General features: G+C 75.2%; 18 protein-coding genes. 8 read left to right on the forward strand and 10 right to left on the reverse strand.

What is annotated here, in order from left to right; all coding sequences use genetic code 11:
• Positions 1-5 precede the first annotated feature (5 nt).
• The 3 genes from HNR12_RS07355 to HNR12_RS29470 form a co-directional block, all read right to left on the reverse strand.
• On the reverse strand, positions 6-2,048 hold the full coding sequence (locus HNR12_RS07355) for a CocE/NonD family hydrolase (RefSeq protein WP_179766781.1): 2,043 nt from the start codon (positions 2,046-2,048) through the stop codon (positions 6-8).
• Between the two features lie 64 nt (positions 2,049-2,112).
• Positions 2,113-3,108 (reverse strand): ATP-grasp domain-containing protein, encoded by a 996-nt coding sequence (locus tag HNR12_RS07360; protein WP_338119739.1) that lies wholly within the window; start codon positions 3,106-3,108, stop codon positions 2,113-2,115.
• Positions 3,065-3,391 (reverse strand): hypothetical protein, encoded by a 327-nt coding sequence (locus HNR12_RS29470; protein WP_308118454.1) that lies wholly within the window; start codon positions 3,389-3,391, stop codon positions 3,065-3,067. Before HNR12_RS29470 ends, HNR12_RS07360 begins: the two co-directional genes overlap by 44 nt.
• A 323-nt stretch (positions 3,392-3,714) precedes the next feature.
• On the opposite strand from HNR12_RS29470, the gene HNR12_RS07365 reads away from it, so the two are divergent.
• The gene (locus tag HNR12_RS07365) at positions 3,715-4,938 is read left to right on the forward strand and encodes a DUF418 domain-containing protein (RefSeq protein WP_179770464.1); all 1,224 of its coding nucleotides are present in this window, start codon (positions 3,715-3,717) and stop codon (positions 4,936-4,938) included.
• A gap of 50 nt (positions 4,939-4,988) precedes the next feature.
• Here HNR12_RS07365 and HNR12_RS07370 read toward each other — a convergent pair whose 3' ends face one another.
• The 7 genes from HNR12_RS07370 to HNR12_RS07400 all read right to left on the reverse strand — a co-directional run bounded on the left by HNR12_RS07370 (position 4,989) and on the right by HNR12_RS07400 (position 12,740).
• Complete coding sequence (locus HNR12_RS07370; protein WP_179766782.1) at positions 4,989-6,374, reverse strand: glycosyltransferase family 4 protein; 1,386 nt, start codon at positions 6,372-6,374, stop codon at positions 4,989-4,991.
• 50 nt (positions 6,375-6,424) lie between these two features.
• Positions 6,425-7,576 carry a hypothetical protein gene (locus HNR12_RS07375; RefSeq protein WP_179766783.1) on the reverse strand — a complete coding sequence of 384 codons (1,152 nt, stop codon included), beginning with the start codon at positions 7,574-7,576 and terminating at the stop codon, positions 6,425-6,427.
• The gene (locus tag HNR12_RS07380) at positions 7,573-8,637 is read right to left on the reverse strand and encodes a zeta toxin family protein (protein ID WP_179766784.1); all 1,065 of its coding nucleotides are present in this window, start codon (positions 8,635-8,637) and stop codon (positions 7,573-7,575) included. Before HNR12_RS07380 ends, HNR12_RS07375 begins: the two co-directional genes overlap by 4 nt.
• Complete coding sequence (locus tag HNR12_RS07385) at positions 8,634-8,924, reverse strand: hypothetical protein (RefSeq protein WP_179766785.1); 291 nt, start codon at positions 8,922-8,924, stop codon at positions 8,634-8,636. The genes HNR12_RS07380 and HNR12_RS07385 overlap by 4 nt, the downstream gene beginning before the upstream one ends.
• 318 nt (positions 8,925-9,242) lie before the next feature.
• Positions 9,243-10,610 (reverse strand): SGNH/GDSL hydrolase family protein, encoded by a 1,368-nt coding sequence (locus HNR12_RS07390; protein WP_179766786.1) that lies wholly within the window; start codon positions 10,608-10,610, stop codon positions 9,243-9,245.
• A 20-nt stretch (positions 10,611-10,630) separates the two neighbouring features.
• Complete coding sequence (locus HNR12_RS07395) at positions 10,631-11,374, reverse strand: polysaccharide deacetylase family protein (RefSeq protein WP_179766787.1); 744 nt, start codon at positions 11,372-11,374, stop codon at positions 10,631-10,633.
• 316 nt (positions 11,375-11,690) lie between these two features.
• The gene (locus tag HNR12_RS07400) at positions 11,691-12,740 is read right to left on the reverse strand and encodes a LacI family DNA-binding transcriptional regulator (protein WP_179766788.1); all 1,050 of its coding nucleotides are present in this window, start codon (positions 12,738-12,740) and stop codon (positions 11,691-11,693) included.
• Between the two features lie 484 nt (positions 12,741-13,224).
• On the opposite strand from HNR12_RS07400, the gene HNR12_RS07405 reads away from it, so the two are divergent.
• From HNR12_RS07405 to HNR12_RS07435, 7 genes are all read left to right on the forward strand, one after another.
• Complete coding sequence (locus HNR12_RS07405) at positions 13,225-14,385, forward strand: endo-1,4-beta-xylanase (RefSeq protein WP_179766789.1); 1,161 nt, start codon at positions 13,225-13,227, stop codon at positions 14,383-14,385.
• Between the two features lie 232 nt (positions 14,386-14,617).
• A complete protein-coding gene (locus HNR12_RS07410; protein ID WP_179766790.1) occupies positions 14,618-14,845 on the forward strand; it encodes a hypothetical protein in 228 nt (75 codons plus the stop codon).
• 594 nt (positions 14,846-15,439) lie between these two features.
• Positions 15,440-16,624, forward strand: coding sequence for an ROK family transcriptional regulator (locus tag HNR12_RS07415; protein ID WP_179766791.1), 1,185 nt, complete (start codon positions 15,440-15,442; stop codon positions 16,622-16,624).
• A gap of 106 nt (positions 16,625-16,730) precedes the next feature.
• Positions 16,731-17,825, forward strand: a complete 1,095-nt coding sequence (locus tag HNR12_RS07420; RefSeq protein WP_179766792.1) for an ABC transporter substrate-binding protein — start codon at positions 16,731-16,733, stop codon at positions 17,823-17,825.
• Positions 17,826-17,916: 91 nt separating this feature from the next.
• Positions 17,917-19,656 carry a sugar ABC transporter ATP-binding protein gene (locus HNR12_RS07425; RefSeq protein ID WP_308251334.1) on the forward strand — a complete coding sequence of 580 codons (1,740 nt, stop codon included), beginning with the start codon at positions 17,917-17,919 and terminating at the stop codon, positions 19,654-19,656.
• Positions 19,657-19,762: 106 nt separating this feature from the next.
• Entirely contained in the window at positions 19,763-20,815 is a 1,053-nt protein-coding gene (locus HNR12_RS07430) for an ABC transporter permease (protein WP_246425022.1), read from the forward strand.
• A complete protein-coding gene (locus HNR12_RS07435; RefSeq protein WP_179766793.1) occupies positions 20,812-21,840 on the forward strand; it encodes an ABC transporter permease in 1,029 nt (342 codons plus the stop codon). Before HNR12_RS07430 ends, HNR12_RS07435 begins: the two co-directional genes overlap by 4 nt.
• Positions 21,841-21,860: the final 20 nt, after the last annotated feature.

The following is a 21,860-nucleotide window of genomic DNA, read 5'->3' on the forward strand; positions in this document are numbered from 1 at the left end:
GCCCCTCACAGCAGGTCGCGCGGTCGGGTCTCGGACCACTCTCGGGAGAACACCCGGCGGTCGCCCTCGTAGGCGTCCAGGGTGGCGTGCACCAGGAACTCCTCGGCGGTGCACGACAGCACCGTGCGGGTCACGGTGGTGGTCTGCCAGTCGCCGCGCCCGAACCGCATCGTCCAGGTGGACTCCCCGCTCACCGAGGTGAAGTCGTCGGCGAAGGACTCGTACTCCTCGTAGGCGCGCCGGCCCACCTCCATGCCGACGTCGTCGAACCGCACCGTGCCGTTGTCCTTGACGATCTCCAGCGCGGAGCGGTAGTCCACCAGGTCGCGGCGGACCTCCCAGCGGTGCTCGTCGGGCTCCAGCCGGGTCGTGGCCGCGCGCGGCGCGCCCTCCGGTTCGCCGAACGGCTCCGGCTCGGTGCCCTCGGGGGCGTCGAGCGGGCGCACCGGCAGCAGCAGCGCGCTGTCCCGGGGGTAGACGGTCAGCAGCGCGGGCTCGGGCGGCGGCCAGGCCAGGGGCCAGTAGGAGCTGGACAGCGACAGCCGGATCCGGTGGCCGGCCGGGAACGCCTGCGCCACCCCGTTGAGCTGCACCCGCACCCGGTAGCGGCGGCCGGGCTCCAGCGGCTCGGGGTGGTCGTGGCTGTCGCGGTGGGTGAGGTTGAGCAGGCCGTAGGTCACCCGCGTGGCGCGGCCGTCGGGGGCCACGTCGGAGAGCCGCGCGGCGACCATGGCCACCGGCCGGTCGGCCGACACCGACAGCTCCACCACCGGGGCGCCCAGGATCTCGGTGCGCTCGCGCAGCACGGGGGTGTTGAACACCAGCGAGCCGCCGTCCTCCTCGCGCTGGTCGTAGGGCAGGTCGGGCGGGGCGTTGTAGGAGGCCCACTTGCCGGCGAACTGGCCCACCGACAGCGGCGAGCGCACGGTGAGCCCCCCGCCGGAGTCGGCGCCGGCGTCGGCCGGGCGGCTGCCCGGCGGCTCGATGCGGTTCTCGCTGAGGGGGTAGGCGCGCACGTCCACGTTGGGCGAGGGCAGCTCCGGCTCGCCGACCCAGCGGCCCGGCCGCTCCTCGTAGGAGGTTGAGGGGGGCACGCTGTCCTGCATCCAGGCGCGCAGCACGGGGCCGTCCATCACCCCGTTGTCCACGCCCTTGAGCCAGTGGTCCCACCAGCGCACCACCTCCTGGAGGTAGCCGATGGCCGGGCCGGGCTCGCCCAGGTGCGGGAACTTGTGCGACCAGGGCCCGATGAGCCCCTTGCGCGGGACGTCCAGGCGGGCCAGCAGCCGGGTGACCGCGTTGGAGTAGCCGTCGGCCCAGCCGCTGGAGGCCAGCACCGGGCAGGCCACCGCCGAGTAGTCCTGGCAGACCGAGGCGTGCCGCCAGTAGTCGTCGCGCCGCTGGTGGTCCAGCCAGCGCAGCACCCAGGGCCGGGTGCCCTCCAGCCGCTCGGTCCACATCTCGCGCCAGCGCTCCCCCACGACCTCGGGGTCGGGCGGGCAGGTGCCGTGGGCGAACATGGTGCCGGCCTCGGCGAGGTTGTCCGACAGCAGGCAGCCGCCCATGTAGTGCATGTCGTCGGCGAACCGGTCGTCGGTGAAGGACGCGATGACGATCGCCTTGAGGTGCTCGGGCCGCCGGGCGGCGACCTGGAGGGCGCTGAACGCGCCCCAGGAGATCCCCATCATGCCCACGCCGCCGTCGCACCAGGGCTGGGCGGCGACCCAGTCGATGACCGCCTCGGCGTCGGCCTGCTCCTGCTCGACGTACTCGTCGACGAGCACGCCCTCGGAGTCGCCGGTGCCGCGCAGGTCCACGCGCACGCACGCGTAGCCGTGCCCGGCGATGTAGGGGTGGTGGATGGAGTCGCGCACGGAGGTGAGGTCGCGTTTGCGGTAGGGGATGTACTCCAGGACCCCGGGCACCGGCTCCTCCTCGGCCGTGGCGGGCCGCCAGATGCGGGCCGACAGCCGGACGCCGTCGGGCATCGGGATCCAGACGTGCTCCTCTTCCTTGATGGCGTGCGGCAGCGCGGTGACCTCGCGCATAAGGCCGTGGTCCTCCCTCTCGGCTCGGGGGTCGGGTCGGCTCGGGGGATCGGTGCGGGGCCGCTCAGCTCTCGGGCGCCTCGATGTCGTCGAACTCGTAGGTCAGGCCCTCCACGCACCGCTCGTACTTGGCGCGCAGCGCGGTCTCGTCCTCGGCCCCGATGAAGATGTGCGCCAGCTCGAAGCTGTAGCTGTCCTGGTCGATCATGTCCGACAGGCGCTGGCCGGGCCGGGGCACGACCTTGATCTTCAGGCCGGGGATCTCGGAGGTGAGCCGGTCGATCTCCTCCCGGCCGGGCACCGACACCACGCGGGCGTCGGTGAACCGCCGGTAGTACCACTTGGCGGCCAGGGGGTAGCGGCCCCGGTTCTCCGGCATCCGGGGCTCGCGGCCCAGGCCCAGGCTGACCATGAAGTCGTGGTTGGGCAGGCCGTCGACGTACTCGAACAGCTCGGCGTGGGACTGGGAGTGCCGGGTGTTGATCTCCAGCAGGTTGATGTCGCCGGTCAGCGGGTCGTAGAAGTACTCGATGCTGTAGGTGGCGGAGTCCAGGCCCACCTGGGCGATGACGCGGCGGGAGATGTCGTCCAGCCGGGCCACCACGTCCTGGCCCAGCACCGAGGGGTACTGGTGGCGCAGGAACACGGGGCTGCCGGGGTAGTCGACGGAGTCCAGCGCCCCGTAGACGACCACCTCGCCGTTGTGCACGTAGCCCTCGACCGCCACCTGGACGCCCTGCAGCGCCTCCTCGGCCAGGCACGCCTGCCCGCCGGCCTCGGCCACCTCGGGCGGCAGGTCCAACCGGGCCAGGATCCGCTCGAAGGGCCGGCCGATACGGCCGATGCCCTCGCGGATCCGGTCCACCGCCTCGGTGAACTCCTTCTCGTCCTCGACGCGGAAGGCCAGGTCGGAGGAGAACGACTTCACCGGCTTGAGCCACATGGGGAACTCCAGCCCCTCGGGCGGGCGGGCGTCGCCCTCCAGGTCCACCAGCGCGAAGCGCGGCAGCTCGGAGTCACCTTGCTCTGCTCCAGGCGGCTCCAGTACTTGTGCTCGCACTGGTGCCGGGCAGGCCGTACTCGGAGGTGAGGATCGGCACGATCATGCTGACCGGGAAGTCCCAGTAGCCCACGATCGCGTCGATGTCGCCGTCGAAGCCGTCCAGCTGCGCCCGCGCCTTGTCCAGCAGCGCCTCGATGTCCACCTCGCCCTCCTGCAGCTCCTCGGGCTCCAGCAGCCCGTGGAACCGCAGCCGCGCCGCGTCGGGCACGTGCTCCAGGGTCTCGCGGTTCTTGGCGTCCAGTCCCACGACGAAGACGTTCTTCGGCTCGCCGGTGTCCATCAAACCTCCACTGTTCCCGTCGTCCGTGGGTCGCGCGGCTACCCCGACCGGCGCGGAACTACCGTCCGCCCGCTTGGCTGGCCCCGGAGAGCCCGGCCACACCGGGGTCCGCGCCCCTCAGCGGCGGCGGGCGCGGGCGCGGGGAAGCGCGACGCCGGCGTCCGCGTCGGCACCGGCTGTCCGCTTCCGGTCGTTCACGCCCACACCGCCTTAAGCCACGCAATCGTGTCTATATTGGTCGCTCCCACATTAGATACGCTTCCGTAGCTTATTGAGGTGGTCCCCGCATGTCCGACGACGCCCCGCCCCACTCCGCGCCCGCAATGCGGCAGCCTCCCGGCGACCCGGTGTCCGGCGCCGGCCGCGTGCCGAGCACCGCCGCCGGCACCCCGCCCACCGCACCGCCCGCCCCGCTCCCGCCGGCGCGGCGCGACCTCGCCCCCGACCTCGCGCGCGGCTTCATGCTGCTGGTCATCGCCACCGTGCACGCGCACCTGTTCCGCGTGGCCACCGGCGCGGGCGGCTTCACCCTCGACGGCACGCTCGACGTCGTCGCGACCGCCGTGATGGCCCTGTTCGCCGAGAACCGCGGCTACCCGATGTTCGCGGCCCTCTTCGGCTACGGCCTCGCCCAGATCCACCGCCGCCGCACCGACGAGGGGCGGCCCTGGCCATGGGTCCGCCGCCTGCTGCGGCGCCGCGGCCGCTGGCTGGTGGTCATCGGCGTCGCCCACACGGCGCTGCTGTTCTACGGCGACATCATCTCGGTCTACGGCCTCATCGCGCTCGCCTTCGTCGCGATGCTGCGCTTCACCGACCGCCGCCTGCTCACCCACGCCTTCGCCTGGATGGCGGCGGGCACCCTGGCCTATTCCGCCGCGCAGAACCTGGTGTTCGGCGCCGCCCAGGAGCCGACGGGCGGGCAGAACCCCGGGCCCCTGCTGGACGTCCTGTTCCGGCTGATGACCCTGCCCGTGTTCTGGCCGCTGATGATCGCCATCTCGGTGTTCCCGTTCCTCATGGGCGTCTGGGCGGAGCGCCGCCGGCTGCTGGAGGCGCCCGGCCGCCACCGCGCCCTGCTGGTGCGGATCGCCGCCGGCGGAATCGGCCTGGCGGTGCTCGGCGGGATCCCGCAGGCCCTCGTCAACGTCGAGGTGTGGAGCGTGGGCCCGGTGGCCGCCACGGCGGTCTTCTGGGTGCACCTGCTCACCGGCTACGCCGGCGGGTTCGGCTACGCCGCCGCGATCGCCCTGGTGGCGCCGCGCCTCGGCCGGCGGCGCGGACCGGTCACGGCCGCGCTCGCCGCCACCGGCCGGCGCTCCATGACCGCCTACCTCCTCCAGTCGGTGGTGTGGGCGGCCCTCATCCCGCCCTACGCGCTGAACGTCGCCCCCGGCCTCGGCGACGCCCAGGCCGTGGCACTGGGCGTGGGGGTGTGGCTGGCCACGGTCGTGATCTGCGACATGCTGCGCCGCGCCGGCTTCCGCCAGGGCCCGGCCGAGTGGTTCCTGCGCCGCATGACCTACGGCCGCCCCGCCCGCGGCTGACGCCCCGTCCCGCCCGCGCGGGCGGGAGCGGACGCCCCGTGGACCGCGCCCTAGGCCTGCCTGGGCGGCTTGTTCACCGGCCGTCCGCGCAGGCCGGCGGAGCGCGGGTGCCGCACGGCGGAGTGGCCGCGGCGGACGGCGTCGGCCACCGAGCCCGGGAAGTCCGGTCCCGCGGCCCGTTCGGGCACCGCGCCGGCGCCGTCCGCCGCGCGGCCCGCCAGCAGGGTGCCGTGGGGCCCCTGGACGGTGTGGCGGCGCGCCTCGCCGGGCGCCGTGCTCCAGCGCGGCGGCGCCGCCATGGCCGCCGCCACGAACGCCTGTCCCATGTGCTCCCACGTGAACGCCGCGAGCCGGTGCTGGGTGCGGCCCGCCGCCTCGCGGAACTCCGGCAGCCGGCGGAACAGCCGCAGAACGCCCTGCGCCCAGGCCTGGGGGCGCTCCTCTCCCAGGCCGAGGTCGGGCACGACGAACAGGTCTCCGACGCCCTCGGGCATCCGCCGGGTGTCGCGCAGCAGCCGCGCGATCCCGCTGTCCTCGTTGACCAGGACCGGCGTCGCGACCCCCAGACCGTCCAGGGGCGCCATGCCGAACGCCTCGTGCTCGGAGGGCATCACGACCGCGTCGGCCGCCAGGAGTTCGTTTCGGAGGACGTTGTCGTCGGTGCTGAAGGGCAGCACGGTGATGGCGGGCGGGCCGCCCCCGACGGCCTCCAGTTCGCGCTGGAGTTCGTCCACCTCGCCGGCCGGCGCGCCGAGCAGGCGCAGCCGCACGTCCAGCCCGTCGTCGCGCAGCATCCGAACCGCCGCCGCGACCACCCGGGCGCCCTTGAGGGTGTCGCCCGCGCGCCCCGACAGCAGCAGGCCCAGCGTCATGCCCGGCGTGGGCCGCCGCCCCGGCGCCGCGAGGTCGGCGCCCGGCACCGCCTCGTGCAGGTGCGGCCGCTGGGCGGCGGGGTGGGCCGCCATCAGCCGGGCCGCCTCCTCGGTCAAGATCTCGCCGATGCCCACGGCGATGTGGGCGGCGCGCAGGACCCCCCGCTCCATCTGCGCGTGGCGCTGCCCCTGCCGGGGCACGCCCTTGATCTCGGCGTAGCGCTCGGGCGTGGTGTGCAGGAAGTGCGCCAGGCGGGCGCGTCCGCCGTACCACCGCCGCACGGCCTCCAGCGCCGAGAACCCGGAGAACCGCGAGTGGCCCACGACGATGTCCATCGGACCCTCCAGTCCGAAGTCCTCGGGACGGTGCGTCCGGATGCCGTTGAAGAGGCTTGCGCGCGCCGGGATCCCCGGCAACGCGGGCAGCTCCACCACGCGGGCCCGTCCGTGGGGGTCGGCCGGGCCGACGGTGAGCAGCGTGACGTCGTGGTGCAGGGCGAGGGCCTCGGTGAGGCGCTGGTTGAGGACGGTCATGCCGCCGCCGCCCGGTCGGCGGCCGCTCATGTCCGACACCACAAGGATCCGGCGCCGGACGGGTTCCGCGGATTCGGCCGTCATGGCGCCAGCGGGTAGAGCGCGCGCAGGGCGGCGCCGAACTCGTGGACGAGGAACCGCCCCGCGTGCAGGCCGTCGACGTGGACGGTGCCCACGACGCGGCCCGGCCGCAGCCGCGCGGCCAGTTCGTCGAGCGCGGCCGCGAGCACGGCGGCGCGGGCCGGGGTCAGCACCGCGATGCGCTCGCCGGGCTCGGGGCCGAAGTCGGGGTCCCCCGCCCATGGGCGCGGTCCCGCTTCGCCGTCGGACGCGGCGCGCAGTTCGGCGGCGCGCTCGGCGAACCCGACCGGCCGGGCCTCGGTGCCCTCCCACCGCGGGGCGGCGACCAGGTGCCGGGCCGGGTCGAGGGTGTCGTGGGCCTCCCGCCAGGCGGGGCGGCGCGGATCGGCGAGGACCGCGAGAAGGTCCTGGGCGGCGTCGGCGACGGGGCGCGGTACGGAGAAGTCGCCGGCGGCGCGCAGCTCCGCGCGGGTGGGCACGGTCTCGGCGGCGGCGCGGGCCGCGGCCCGCAGCCGGGGGTGGTGCTCGGCGAGGTCGGCCCGCTCGCCCACCGGTCCGGGACCGTCGGCGATCTGCGCGACCTCGCGGACCGCGGGCACGGGCGCGGGGATGCCGGTGCCGCGTGCGGCGGCCCGCAGCGCGTCGGCGTTCTCGTGCAGCGCGGCGGCCAGTACGGCCCCCTCGGGGGCGACGGTGTGGGCGGGGCGGCCGGGCGCGAGGCGGTGGGCCAGCTCGTCCAGCAGGGAGACCGCGACCAGCAGCCACCCCGCGGAGACGGCGGCCGCCGCACCGTGCGGCTCCCCCGGGGGCCGGGCGGCCTCGGCGCGCAGGAGGGCCCGCCACGACTCCACGGCCGCGCCGAAGGTCACGGGGGCGGTGCCGGGGCGGTGGCCGTTGACCGCGGCGATCATGTGGCGCGCCGGGGCGGCGGGCGCGCCGGGGGCGGCGGGGTGGGGGTCCTGGCCGAGGAGGTCGGCCAGCCGCGACCACGCGGCGCGGCGGTCGGCCGGCCACGGGCCGGGCTCGCGCCACGCCGGGGTGCCCTGCAGCCACAGCATGCGCGCGGCGGCGGAGTAGACGCGGCGGTAGTCGCCGGCGGTGTCACCGCCGGGGGCGGGGGGTGTCGGGTGGTTGTCGTGGCCGCCGGTCATCGGAGCCCCTTCCGTCCGTCGTCGGGTCCGTGCCCCGGCTCCCTGCGCCGGGGTGCGGTGCCGGGCAGGCCCGGGCCGCCGGGGCGCAGCCCCGGCGGGTGCGGCAGGTCCAGGCCCGCCGGGCGCTCACCGAAGAACGGCTGGGCGGCCACGGCGGGATGGAGCGCGGGGCGGGCGAGCTCGTAGACCTCCATCAGCGCGTCCCGGCCGGCCGAGCCCAGCTCGTGCGCCGTCCACAGGAACTGGTTGCGGAAGGCGGTGCTCTCGTTCAGGCTCAGCCGCTCCTCGCGCCGGGCCACGGCCTCGACCGCCGCCGCGCGGCCGAGCCACCGGCCGTCGGGGCCCAGGCTGTTGCTGTAGAGGACTTCGCCGTCGCGGCGCACGGCGTAGACCTGATGGGCGATACGCCGCTCGTCGATCGCCGCGGCACCGCGCAGCACCCCCGCGTAGCTCCGGGCGTGGTAGTCGCTGCCGACCAGCAGGCCGGGCTGGCCGTCGGCCCTTTGGACGGCCAGGCGGGTGAGCAGGCCGAGCCGGCTGACGGCGGGGTGCACCACAAGGAGCGGGGCTATCACCAGGAAGGGCTTCTTGCCGGCGGCGCGCCGCTCGTCGTCGGTGGAGCGGAAGACGTCGATGACGCCCTCGAAGTCCCTTTCCTTGGCCATGGCGCTCTCGAAGAGGGCGTTGTAGCCCTCCGCCGCGGCGTCGCGCAGCAGCCGCTCCATCCAGATGCGGCCGTCGTTGCCGGTGTAGGCCCCCGCGGTCTCGGGGTCCTCGGCCAGCAGCCGCTCGTAGAGGGGGTGGAAGGTCTTGCAGAAGTCGAGGTCGATGCGGGCGATCCCGCCCCTGTCGCGGAACGCCTCGACCACGCGCGCCATCAGGGTGGTCTTGCCCGCGCCGACCTGCGCGCCGGCGGTGACCTCATAGGGCTGGTCCTGGGGTTCGAGGTGCCCGAAGTGCGCGCGCTTGACCACGGCGTAGAGCTGGTCGCTCTCCTTCTCGTCCAACTGGTACCGGGTGCGGTCGACGCTGCGGTAGCGGTCCTGGTTGGGGTCGATCACGGTCGGCCGGCCTCACCGCGCAGCAGGGCCAGCGCGGCGGCGCGGACGCGCTCCACCGCCGCACCGTCCTGGGGGCCGAGGCCGGCGCGGACCGCGGCCCATTCGTCCAGCGCCGCGCCGGCGCGCCGGGCCTCGGCCGATTCGGGCGGCGCGGAGTTCGACCGGGTGGCCAGCGCGCCGACCACCCGGTCGACCAACTCCATGGTGGCCGCGTAGCGGGCCGCCGCGCGCCCGTCGACCCCGTGCTGCGGCGGCCACGGCTCCGTACCGAACAGGTCCCCTGTCATCGCACACCCCGCTGTGCTCCCCCGACCCGGGTGTCCGCGGACACCCGGCCCTCCCGATGCGGCGTGGCGACGCCGCGCCTCAACGATAGGGACGGGCGGGGACAGGATCGGACGCTGTGGCCTAAAGCGGCCAGGGGGGGATCGGCGCGGACGCGCGCAGGGGCGGGCCGCGGTCCCCGCCGGGGCCGCTGTTGGGAGCGGCGCCCGGTCCGATACGCGGGGACCGCGGCGTCCGGTTCCGGCCGGGTGCCGTGCGGGCGGGGCGTCCGGTCGGAGGCCGTGCCGCGGGCGGGGCGTCCCGGCCGGTGCGGCGGGCCGCTACCTGCCCCGGTCGGGGCGGAACAGGGACGCGGGCACCGCCTCGGCCATCGCCGCCATGCCCGCGTCGTTGGGGTGCAGGTGGTCGCCGCTGTCGTAGGCGGGGCGCAGCCGCAGGGGGTCGGCGGGGTCGCGCATGACGCGGTCGAAGTCGATGACCGCGTCGTATTCGCCGCTCCCGCGGATCCAGTCGTTGACCCGCTGGCGCTTGGCCTCGTTCTCCGCCGAGTGGAACCCGAGGGTGTCGCCCTTGAACGGCAGGATGGTGCCGCCGTAGACGCGCAGGCCGGCGGCGTGCGCACGGGCGATGATCTGGCGGTGGGCGCCGATGATCTGCTCGGCGCTCACCGTCTCCGACTCCGGCGCGGTGGTGCCGGGGTGGCCGAGGTCGTTGACCCCCAGCAGCACGATGACGTGCTCGGCGCCGGGCTGGGCCAGCACGTCGCGGTCGAAGCGGCGCAGCGCGCTCTCGCCGAAGAACGCCGCGTAGTTCTCGGCGTCGCCGCCCTCGGGCGGATTGGGGTCGTGCAGCAGCCGGTTGCCGGCCACGCCGAGGTTGAGCACGCCCGTGTGGCGCAGCCGCTCGGCGAGCAGGTCGGGCCAGCGGTTGTTGGCGTTGACCCGCGTCTCGGCGCCGTCGGTGATGGAGTCGCCGAGGGCCACGACGGCGCCCGCCCCGTGCCCGCGGGTGCGCACGCTGATCCCGGAGAGCAGGTGCCACTGCGTCATGGTCTCGGTGGCCTCGACCGAGGCGGCGCGGGTGGCGTTGCCCTGGGCGACCTCGTTCTCCTGGTAGGAGAAGGCGTGCAGGGTCGTGACGGGGGTCTCCTCGGGCAGGTAGACGCTGACGACCAGGTCGGCGCGGGGCGGGAGGTCGAACTTCACCGGATCGCTGACCAGGGGCGCCCCGGCGGGCACGGTCACGGCGGTCTGCCCGCTGAAGGTCACCGCGCGGTCGGTCGCCGGGACGATGTCGGTCCCGGCGTCGCCGGCGCGGCGGGCCACGCGTACCTCGCCGATGCGCAGCGGGGCGTCGCCGAACTCGTTGGTCAGCCGCAGGCGCAGGCGGTCGCCGCCGACGCTGGTGTGGACGACCTGGCGGACGGTCTCGTCGTGGAGCACGGGGGTGGCGGTGGGCGGGGTGGCGGTGGGCACGGTCGCCCAGGTGCCGACCCAGGCGCCGCCGCGGCCGCCGTCGTCGGCTGCCGCGGGGCCGGCTCCGGGTCCGGTGGCGGCCGCGCCGCCGAGCACGAGCAGGGCGCTCAGCAGGACGGCGGCGACGCCCCACCGCGCACGGGTGAGGGCGCGGGTGCCGGTGCGGCCGGGGGCGGGGGTGGGTGCGGCGGCGGGGGTCGGTGTGGGGGGCACGGTGTCTCCTCGGCCGGGGCTCAGCCGCGCCGGGCGGGCCGGGTGAAGTGCCAGCCTTGGGCCTGGAGCCGGGGGATGACCTGGTCCACGGCGTCGACCGTCTGCGACCGGTCGCCGCCGCCGTCGTGCAGGAGGACCACCGCGCCGGGTGCGGCCCCCTCTTCCAGGCGCCGGACGAGTTCGCCGGTGCCGGGCGGTTCCCAGTCCTCGACGGCCAGGCGCCAGCCGAGCGGCTGCATGCCCATGTCGGCGGCGACCTGCGGGGTCTGGCCCCACGCGCCGTAGGGGGCGCGGAAGTAGGGGATGCGGGCGCGGGGGACGGCGTCGCGGATGGCCGCGTTGGTGGCGCGCAGGTCGGCGCGGATGTCGGCGGCCGACCAGGTGCTCATGTCGTCGTGGCGCATGGTGTGGTTGCACAGCGTGTGCCCGTCACGGGCGATGCGCCGCACCAGGTCGGGGTGTTGGCGGACGTGTTCTCCCCAGAGGCAGAAGACGGCCTTGACGCGGTGCTCGCGCAGGACCTCCAGCAGCCGGGGGGTGTTGCGCGGGTCGGGGCCGTCGTCGAAGGTGAGGGCGAGGGCCTGGCCGCCGCCCGGGGTGGAGTCCACGATGTCGGGGGTGGCGGGCCCGGTGCGGCCGGGCTTCGCGGCGGCGGTGGCGCCGGCGGCCTGCGCGGGCGGTGCGGCGCAGAGGGTGAGGGCGACGGTGGAGGTGAGCAGGAGGGCGAGCAGTCGGCCCGGTCTGCGGCGGCGGACGGTCGTCACACGGGTCTCCTTGACCGCTATGGGGGATTTTCCGAAAGTTTCCGGAATGTAAAGGCAACATAAGCAGGCGGCGGCGCCCTGTCAACGGTCCCTCACGGTTTCTCCCGGCCCTGGTGCGGGGGCGCGGGCGTGGTGCCCGCAAGGGCGGGCGGGTGAGCGGCGACCGGACCGGTAGGCGGGCGGGCGGGTGAGCGGCCGAGCATCGGTCCGCGCCTCGGGGGTCGGGCGCGCGGCGGACCGCCATGGGCCGCATAGGTCCAGGCAGGCGCCACCGCCCTCCCGAGGGGCCCGGCCGCGGTGAGGCCGTAGGCCGGTCTCAGACCGAGGCGGGCGGCGGGGCGGTGCTGTCGCGGACGACGAGTTCGGTGGCCAGTTCGATGCGCGGACTCTCGATCGACTCGCCGCGCATGAGGCGGTGGACGGTGCGGACCGCCAGGCGGCCCATCTCCGCCAGCGGCTGGCGCACGGTGGTCAGCGGCGGCGAGGACCATCGGGCCTCGGGGAGGTCGTCGAACCCGACCACGCTGACGTCGGCGGGCACCCGCAGGCCCCGGCGGCGCAGGGCCTCGTACACGCCCAGGGTCATCTGGTCGCTCGCACCGAAGACCGCCGTGGGCGGATCGGGCAGGGCGAACAGCCGCTCCCCGGCGCGGAAGCCCGACTCGTAGTCGAACTCCCCCTGCACCACCAGCGCGTCGTCGACGCTGAGCCCGGCGGTCTCCAGCCCGGCGCGGTACCCGTCGAGGCGGGCGCGGCTGGACCACAGCTCGGGGCGGCCGGCCACGAAGCCGATGCGCCGGTGGCCCAGGCCGGTCAGGTGGTTGGTAGCGCTGAGCCCGCCCGCCCAGTTGGTGCAGCCGATGGTGGGCACGGCCAGGTCGGGCACCCCCACGGGGTCGATGACCACCGCCGGGACGTGCAACTCCTCCAACTCGGCGCGCAGCGCGGAGTCCAGGTCGGTGGTGACGAGGATGGCGCCGTCGCTGGCGCGCGAGCGCACGTTGTCGAGCCACTGGCGGGTGGAGCTGGCCCGGCGGTGGATCGCCGAGACGACGATTCCGCCGCCCGTGCCGTGGGCGGCGTCCTCCACGCCGCGGATGATCTCAACGGCCCACGGGCTGTCGAGGTCGTTGAAGACGAGGTCGAGCAGCCCGACCTGCGCACCGGCACGCGCGCCGACCGCCTCGCCCGCCTTGCTGCCGCGCCGCCGGTAGCCGCGGGCGCGCAGCAGGGACTCGATGCGTTCGCGGGTGGCGGGAGCGACGTCGCCCCGCCCGTTGAGGACGCGCGAGACCGTCGGCGCGGACACGCCCGCTTCCGCGGCGATGGCGGAGATGGTCACGGCAGGGGTCGGGGTCTCGGGCACTGCTCCTCCTTCGTACCTGCCCAGCCTACGAGCGCCCGGCCGCCGCGACATCGATCGGGATCCCCGTCGGGACCGGTGTCGGCGGCCGGAGCGGGACCGGGCCCGGATTTCGGCACCGCCCATGCCAACGCGCCGTACCGCCCCAGGGCTCCCGACCAGCCGAATCCGGTGCCGTGGACCGCGGAGCACGCCTCGGGCGCGCCGCCGACCGCACCGGCGGCCCGCCGCCCCGCCCCGGATCGCCGCCGGCCCCGGCTCCCACGCCGTTCAGCCCCCACTTTCCGCCGGGATCGGACGCGTGGACCCGCGGCCGCGCCCGCTTCCCGTCCCGGCCCCCGCCCGACTCGCCGCACGGCTCCGCCGTCCGCGCCCCTCCCGCAGGCAGGGGTATTGACGGTCGCGCCGGGCACCGCCTAGTGTCCAACGTCGCCGTACACCGGAATTTTCCGGAACTTTCGACGGCCGACCCGAATGGGAGTCCCCCATGCAACCCATCCGCTTCGTCACCGCCACCCTCGCGACGGCCGCCACCGCCGCCCTGCTCCTGCCGCTGGGGGCCGCGCCGGCCGCCGCCGACCGGCACCACGGACCCGACGGCCGGCACACCCCGCCCCACTCCAACGCGAAGTTCGACCGGCTGCGCTGGGCGGCCCCCGAGGACTTCGTCATCGGCACCGCCGTGGCCGGCGGCGGCCACCACCTGGAGCAGGACTACCCCGACCCCTTCACCTCCGACGGGCGCTACCGCCGGGTGCTCGCCCAGCAGTTCAGCTCGGTCTCCCCCGAGAACCAGATGAAGTGGGAGTACCTGCACCCCGAGCGCGACCGCTACGACTTCGCCATGGCCGACCGGATCGTGGACTTCGCCGAGCGCAACGGGCAAGTCGTGCGCGGGCACACACTGCTGTGGCACAGCCAGAACCCCGCCTGGCTGGAGGAGGGCGACTTCACCGACGCCGAACTGCGCGAGATCCTGCGCGACCACATCACCACCGTGGTGGGCCGCTACTCCGGGCGGATCCACCAGTGGGACGTCACCAACGAGATCTTCGACGAGGCGGGCAACCTGCGCACCGAGGACAACATCTGGCTGCGCGAACTGGGCCCGGGGGTCATCGCCGACGCCTTCCGCTGGGCGCACGAGGCGGACCCGCACGCCGAACTGTTCCTCAACGACTACGGCGTCGAGGAGGTCAACGCCAAGAGCGACGCCTATTACGAACTGTCGCAGCAGCTCCTGGCCGACGGCGTGCCGCTGCACGGGTTCTCCACCCAGGCCCACCTCAGCCTGAACTACCCGTTCCCCGCCGGCCTGGAGGAGAACCTGCGCCGCTTCGACGACCTCGGCCTGGCCACCGCCGTCACCGAGATGGACGTCCGCATGAACGTCCCCGAGAACGGCCGCCCCACCGCCGCCCAACTCCGCGAGCAGGCGGACTACTACCGCCAGGGTCTGGCGGCCTGCCTCGCCGTGGAAGGCTGCGACTCCTTCACCATCTGGGGCTTCACCGACAAGTACTCCTGGGTCCCCGTCTTCTTCGAGGGCGAGGGCTCGGCCACGGTGATGACGGACGACTACACCCGCAAGCCCGCCTACCACGCCCTCTGGTCCACCCTCAAGCGCGCCGAGTACGACCGCGGGTAGGCGCTCCCGTACCCGCCTCTCGGGGCCCGGCCGCCGTGCGGCCGGGCCCCGGGCCGTCCCGCCCCCCGCGACTCCGCGGCGGCGCGCGAAGGCGGGGGATGGGGTGGTGGGACGGTGGGGTGGTTGTGGGAATACCACTATCAACCCTGTGGCGGACGGGCTCTGTCGGCGGCTTTAATGAAGCGGCGGGGCTGCGCCCGCATCCGCACCCCCTGTGGACCTGAGGAGTACGGTGTCGATCCTGCAGCCGGATATGAAGCGCATCAAGCTCGAGGTGCCCGACGCTCCGGAGTTCGCGGACATTCGCGACCTTGACGGTACGTGGACCGAGGTGGCCGATCCCAAGAGCGGCTACCGGTTCAAGCGGGGCAATGCCACTTTCCGTTTCTCCTCGACGGGCCACACCGTTGACGAGAACGGGGTCAAGGCGGAGGTGTTCACCGCGACCAGCGTGCGGTGACAGGTCTCCCGGGGAGGGCGGGGGCGCCGGTGGCGGCGCGCCCGGCCTCCCCTCGGGGGGCGGCGGTGCCCCCACCACCGCCGCCCCCCGACCGCGTTCGGCCCCGCGCGGTGCGCCCGCGCCTACCCCCGCCGCCTCGGGCCCGTTAGCGCCCGGCCCGCCGACCCCGGCTCCCTCCGGCCGCCCCGGTCGGCCCGCTCTCCTCCCGCGCTCCCGCGTCCCGCTCCCCGCCCCGGCGCCTCGCCGACCCGCACGTCCGCGGCCCCCTCACGGCCCCCCTTCCGCGACGTCCTCCGCGCCCCGCGCCCGCCCCGTGCCGCCCCGCGCTCCGGTCCACGGGCGCCTTGGGCCGTCCGTGCCCACCTCCCGGCCCGGCACCCCTTTTGCGCTACAGCGGGTGGATGCCCGCTTACTTAGTTCGATTTCCGTCAAAAGCGGTATTGACTCCCGACACAAGGGGGCGTAGCTTCGTGGCCTGGCTCACAACGGCGGCCCCTCCGCCGCCGGGAGCGCCGCCAGCCCCACCGCACCCGTCCCCCTGCCGTCTCCACCCGCCCCCGCCGCGTCCGCGCGCCGACCTCCGCAGGAGCAGCCGTGTCCTCTCCGGGCGACATCCTCGACCTCATCAGTCGGGGTGATGCCGCGACCCGCGCCGACCTGGCCCGGGTCACCGGTATGGCGCGCTCCACGGTCGCCCAGCGCGTCGACACCCTCATCGCCTACGGCCTGGTCGAGGAGCGCGAGACCGGCGCCTCCACCGGCGGCCGGCCGCCCCGCGTGCTGCGCCTGGCCACCGAGCGCAACTGCGTGGTGGGCGTCGACCTCGGCGCCACCCACTGCCGCGTGGCGCTGATGGACATCGGCGGCACCCTCCTCGCCGACCGCGAGGACCCCCTGCGCATCACCGAGGGCCCCGAGGCCGTGCTGCGCCACATCGACGAGCGCATGCACGAACTCCTCGCCCAGGCCGGGCGCCCCCTGGCCGCCGTCAAGGCCATCGGGATCGGGGTCCCCGGCCCCGTCGAGTTCGCCACCGGGCGGCCGGTCAACCCGCCGATCATGCCGGGCTGGCACGAGTTCCCCATCCCCGACTACTTCACGAGCCGCTACGACCTGGAGGTCCTGGTCGACAACGACGTCAACGCCCTGGCCCTCGGCGAGGTCCGCCACGGCAGCACCGCCGCCGACAACCTGCTGTTCGTCAAGGTCGGCACCGGAATCGGCTGCGGCATCATCGCCGGCGGCCGCCTGCACCGGGGCGCCCAGGGCGCGGCCGGCGACATCGGGCACATCCGGGTGCCCGGCGCCGACACCGCCGCCTGCCGCTGCGGCAACACCGGCTGCCTGGAGGCGGTGGCCGGCGGCGCCGCCCTGGCGGCGCGGCTGGCCGAGGCGGGCGTGCCCGCCGCCGACGGCCGGGCCGTGGTGGACCTGGTCAGCAGCGGCGACCCGCTGGCCGTGCGCCTGGTGCGCGAGGCCGGCCGCGACATCGGCGACGTCCTCGCCGGACTCGTCAACTTCTTCAACCCCGAGGCGATCGTGGTGGGCGGGGTCATGGCCGCCGCCCACGAGCACCTGCTGGCGGGGGTGCGCGAGGTCATCTACCAGCGCTCCCTGCCGCTGGCCACCCACCGGCTCACCGTCGTGCCCACCGAGGCGGGCGAGGCCGGGGGCGCGCTGGGCGCCGGCCGCCTGGCCATCGACCACATCCTGGACCCCCGCAACATCGACCGGGCGCTGGCCGCGCACGCGGCGGGCGCCGCACCGGCGGCGCGGTAGCGGCCGGGCCCGCCCGGCCGCCGCACCCCTCCGCCCCCACCCCACCGTCCCCCTGATCCCGCGACCCCCTATCCCCCATCCCGTCGAAGTACATGGAGGCCCCACGATGGGTTCGATTCCGCATTGGCGCACCCGCAGGCACGCGTTCGGCGCGCTGGCGGCGGCCGGCGTCGTGCTCGCCGCGACCGCGTGCAGCACCCCCGAGGCCGGCGGCGGCGACGGCGGTGAGGGGGCGTCCGACGGCCCCTTCACCATCGGCGTCAGCAACGGCTTCATCGGCAGCGAGTGGCGCGAGCAGATGCTCTCCGTCCTGGAGGACGCCTTCGCCGAGTACCAGGACGAGGGCGTCGTCGACGAACTCGTGGTGGAGAGCGCCGACGTCGACGTCAACGGCCAGATCCAGCAGATCCGCAACCTGATCCGCTCCGACGTGGACGCCATCATCGTCAACCCCAACTCCCCCACCGCGCTGGACGAGGTGTTCGCCGAGGCGGCCGACCAGGGGATCCAGATCGTCGCCATCGACCAGGCCGTGGAGTCCGAGCACGTCACCAACGTGGTCATCGACCAGTCGGAGTGGGCGTCGATCTCGGCGGAGTGGCTGGCCGAGGAGGTCGGCGAGGGCGGCGAGATCATCGCCGTCAACGGCATCGACGGCCACCCCGCCAACGAGGACCGCTGGTCCGGCGCCCAGCAGGTGTTCGAGGAGGCCGGCGTGGAGGTCGTGGCCAACGACTTCGCCGAGTGGGACCAGAGCCAGGGCCAGACCGTCACCCGCGACCTGCTCTCCAGCAACCCCGGCGTGGACGGGATCTTCGTGCAGGACGGCATGGCGCTGGGCGCCATGCAGGCGCTCCAGGCCGAGGGCCTGGAGGACGAGGTCGCCATCACCGGCGAGGCGCGGGTGGGCTACATGAAGGAATGGGACCGGCTCCGCCAGGACAACGAGGACTTCTCCAGCATCGGCGTGCCCAACCCGCCGTCGGTGTCGGTCTCGGCGCTGCACGTCGTGGTCCGGATGCTCCAGGGCCAGGAGTTCCGCTCCGACGCCCTCGACGGCAACACCCTCTACCTGCCGATGCCCGAGACGGTCACCGACGACACCTTCGACGAGCGCTTCGCCGAGGTCCAGGACGAGCCCGACGCCTACGCGCTCGACCACAGCATCACCCCCGAGGAAGCCGACTCCTACTTCGAGTAGGCCGCCGCCCGCCGCCGGTGCGGGGGGCGGGCCGGGGCGCACCGCGCCCCGCGCCCGGCCCCCGCGCCGGCGACCAGGACAGGGAGACATCGTGGACACACCGCCGTTTCTGCACATGAGCGGCGTGCGCAAGCGCTACGGCGGCGTCACCGCCCTGGCCGGCGCCGACTTCCAGGCCGACGCCGGCACGGTGCACGCCGTCCTGGGGCCCAACGGCTCGGGCAAGTCGACGCTGCTGAAGGTGCTCACCGGTGTGGTGGCGCCCGACGCCGGCGAGGTCCTGCTGGAGGGCCGCCGGCTGCGCCCGCGCGGCCCCCGCGACACGCTGGCCGCCGGCGTCAGCGCCGTGTACCAGGAGCTGTCGCTGATCGAGGAGTTCAGCGTCCTGGACAACCTGGTCCTGGGCGTGGAGCCGACCCGGTTCGGGCTGCGCGACACCCGCGCGGCCCGCGCCCGCGCGCTGCCGTGGCTGGAGCGGTTCGCCCCTGCCTTCGGCGGCCGGGTGCCCGCCGACGAGCGCGCCGCCGACCTCGATCCCGGCGAGCGCCAGATCGTGGAGATCTGCAAGGCGCTGGTGCGCGACCCCCGGGTGCTGGTCCTGGACGAGGCAACGGCCTCGCTGCGCCGCGCCCAGGTCGACGTGCTGTTCGAGGTGGTCGGGGAGCTGCGCGAGCGGGGCGTGCTGATCCTGTTCATCACCCACCGCCTGGCCGAGATCCTGGCGCTGTGCGACCGCGCCACCGTCATGCGCAACGGCGCGGCCGTGGCCACCGTGACCGTCGGCGAGACCCCCGAGCGGGAGCTGGTCGAGCTGATGTCGGGCGGCACGGCCCTCACCGGCGCGGCGCCGGAGGGCTCCGCGGGCTCCGCCGAGGACTCCCTTGAGGGCGCCGGGTCCGCCGCACCCGAGGGCGCGGGGACGGACGCGTCCCGGGTGCGGCCCCGCGCCGCGGCGGCGCGGACCGCCACGGCCGAGCCGCTGCTGGAGGTGCGCGACCTCTCCGGCGACCGGATCGACGGCGTCTCCTTCCAGGTGCGCCCCGGCGAGGTGCTGGGACTGGGCGGCCTCCAGGGCCAGGGCCAGTCGGAGCTGATGGCGACCCTCTTCGGCGCGCGCCGCCGCACCGGCGGCACCGTCCTGCTCAAGGGCCGCCCGGTCCACCCGCGCTCGCCCAAGCAGGCGGTGCGCGCCGGATTCGCCTACATCCCGGGCAACAGGGGCGCCCAGGGCCTGGCGCTGGGCCGGCCGATCCTGGAGAACTTCGCGCTGCCCTCGGTGGGCCGGCGCGCCGCGCTGGGCGTGGCGCTGTCGCGGCGCCGCGAGGTCGCCGCGGCGCGCGCGGTGGCCGAGCGCATCGGCACCCGCTACGGCTCGCTGGACGACCCCGTCTCCACGCTGTCGGGCGGCAACCAGCAGAAGATCGTCGTCGGCAAGTGGTTCCCCACCGAGCCGATGGTGGTGCTGATGGACGACCCCGCCAAGGGCATCGACCTGCGGGCCAAGGCCGAGATGTTCGCCGTGGTGGCCGAACTGGCCGCGGCGGGCGCGGCGGTGGTGCTGGGGGCCAGCGACGACCGCGAACTGGTCGAGGTCTGCGACCGGGTGCTGGTGCTGTTCGAGGGCCGGGTGGTCGACGAGGTCTCCGGCGACCGGCTCACCGAGGACACCCTGATCGCCAGCTCCATGCACATCGCCGGGCGCGACACCGGCGCCGGCCACCCCGAGGCGACGTCGGCCCTGCCCGAACCCCACCAGGCGCCTTCGCCGGCCGCCGGCACCGGCGGCCTGGCGCCCGAGCCCGCGCCCTTGGACCCGGGAGGCCGCGCGTGAGCACCGCCTCCGGCGCCTGCCCCGGCGGCGCCCGCACCCGTTCCCCGCACCCCGCGCACCCCGCGCCCCCGGCCGCCCTGTGGCCGGCCCGAGACCGAGGAAGGCCATGACACCCCCCAGTCGAACCGAGGCACCGGGCACCGCCCCGGGCCCCGCCGCGGGCGCGCCGCCGATCCTGCTGCGGGCGGGCCGGTCGGTGCTGTCCGCGCGGATGCCGGCCCTGGCGGTCGCCGCGCTGCTGGTGGTGACCGTCGCGGCCTCCGCCGTGCTGCAGCCCAACTTCTTCTCGGCCTACTCCATGACGGCCGGCTTCGCGACGTTCCTGCCGCTGGCCACCATCGCCGCCGCGCAGACCATCGTGGTCCTGGCCGGCGGGATCGACCTGTCGCTGGGCACCATCGTCACGCTCTCCGCCGCGGTCTCGGTGGTGCTGATGGACGGCGACGACTCCCGCCTGCCGCTCGCGCTGGCCGCCGGGCTGGCCACCGGCGCGGCGTGCGGTCTGGTCAACGGCCTGGTCGTGGCGGGGCTGCGCCTCCAGCCGATCGTGGCGACCTTCGCCACCAGCTCAATCTTCGGCGGGGCCGCGCTGCTGGTGCTGCCCAAGCCCGGCGGCGAGGCGTCCCCCGCCCTCACCGAGACCTTCCGCATGGTCGTGGCGCTCTACGTGCCCGTCCCGGCGGTGCTGCTGGTGCTGCTGTGGGTCGCCTGGCGCGTGCTGCGCCGACACCGCTTCGGCCAGTACCTCTACGCCGTGGGCGGCGGCGCCGACGCGGCCTACACCTCGGCGGTGCCGGTGTCGGCGGTGCGGGTGTTCTCCTACACCGCCGGCGGCCTGGTGGCGGCCCTGGCCGGGGTCGCGCTGCTGGCCGACTCCGGCGCGGGCGACCCCACGCTGGGCACCGAGCTGACGCTGGGCTCGATCGCGGCGCTGGTCATCGGCGGCACCCGGCTGCGCGGCGGGGTCGGCGGCGTGGGCGGCGCGCTGGTGGGCGCGATCGTGCTGTCGCTGATCCAGGGCCTGGTGTTCTTCGCCGGGGTGCCCACCGACGCCCGGGAGTTCGTCTACGGCTGCATCATCATCGCCGCCATCGCGCTGGCCGGGCTGCTGACCGCCCGCGGCGCGCGGCGGCCCGCCCTCGCGGGAGGCCCCCGATGACCGTGTCCACCGCGCCCGAGCGGGCGCCCGAACGTCCCGGCGCGCCGGCGCGCACCCCCCTGGCCCGCCGCCTGCTGCGCGACCCCGTGGTGGTCTCGGGGGCGGTGGCGGTGCTGCTGTGGGTGGTGGCCGCCCTGTACTCCCCCGAGTTCGCCGGCTGGGGGCAGATCGTCACCCTGCTGACCGTCGCCTCGTTCCTGGGCGTGATCGCCATCGGCCAGACGCTGGTGATCATCGCCGGCGGGGAGGGCATCGACCTGTCGGTGGGCGCCACCGCCACCCTGTCGGCCATCGTCGCCTCGCGGTACATGGACGGCTCCAACGAGGGAATCGTCGTCGCCGTGCTGCTGGCGCTGGGCGCCAGCTGCGTGGTGGGGGTCGTCAACGCCGTGGGCGTGCTGGTGTTCCGGGTGCCGCCGCTGGTGATGACCCTGGGCATGATCGCGGTGGTCACCGGGTTCATCCGCCTCTACACCGGCGGCCGGCCCGAGGGCTCGGCGGCGCCGCTGCTGCGCACGCTGGTCACCGGCGACACGGTCGCGGGGATCCCCGGGGTGCTGTGGCTGTGGCTGGGCCTGGCCGTGCTGGTGGTGTGGCTGCTGCGGCGCACGTCCTTCGGATGGCGGCTCTACGCCGTCGGCGGCAACCCCACCACCGCCTACCTGTCGGGGGTCAGCCCCACCGCCGTGCGGTTCTCCGCCTACGTGCTGTCGTCGCTGTTCGCCGGGGTCGGCGGCATGCTGCTGCTGGGCTACGCGCAGAACGTGTACACCAGCCTGGGCACCGACTACATGCTCAACAGCGTGGCGGCGGCCGTGATCGGCGGCACCGCGCTGGTGGGCGGGGTGGGCGGCTACCTCGGCACGGTCATCGGCGCCATCCTGCTCACCGTCCTCGACTCCCTGCTGCGGATCATGCAGATCGGCGGCGGCGAGTGGGGCGACGCGCCCCGCCAGATCATCTACGGCGTGGTGCTGATCATCGTCCTGACCGCCTACGGCAGGCAGAAGCGGCTGCGGCAGTGATCGGCGACCCCGATCACGCC

This window comes from Streptomonospora nanhaiensis (genome assembly GCF_013410565.1).
GTDB classification, from domain to species: Bacteria; Actinomycetota; Actinomycetes; order Streptosporangiales; family Streptosporangiaceae; genus Streptomonospora; species Streptomonospora nanhaiensis.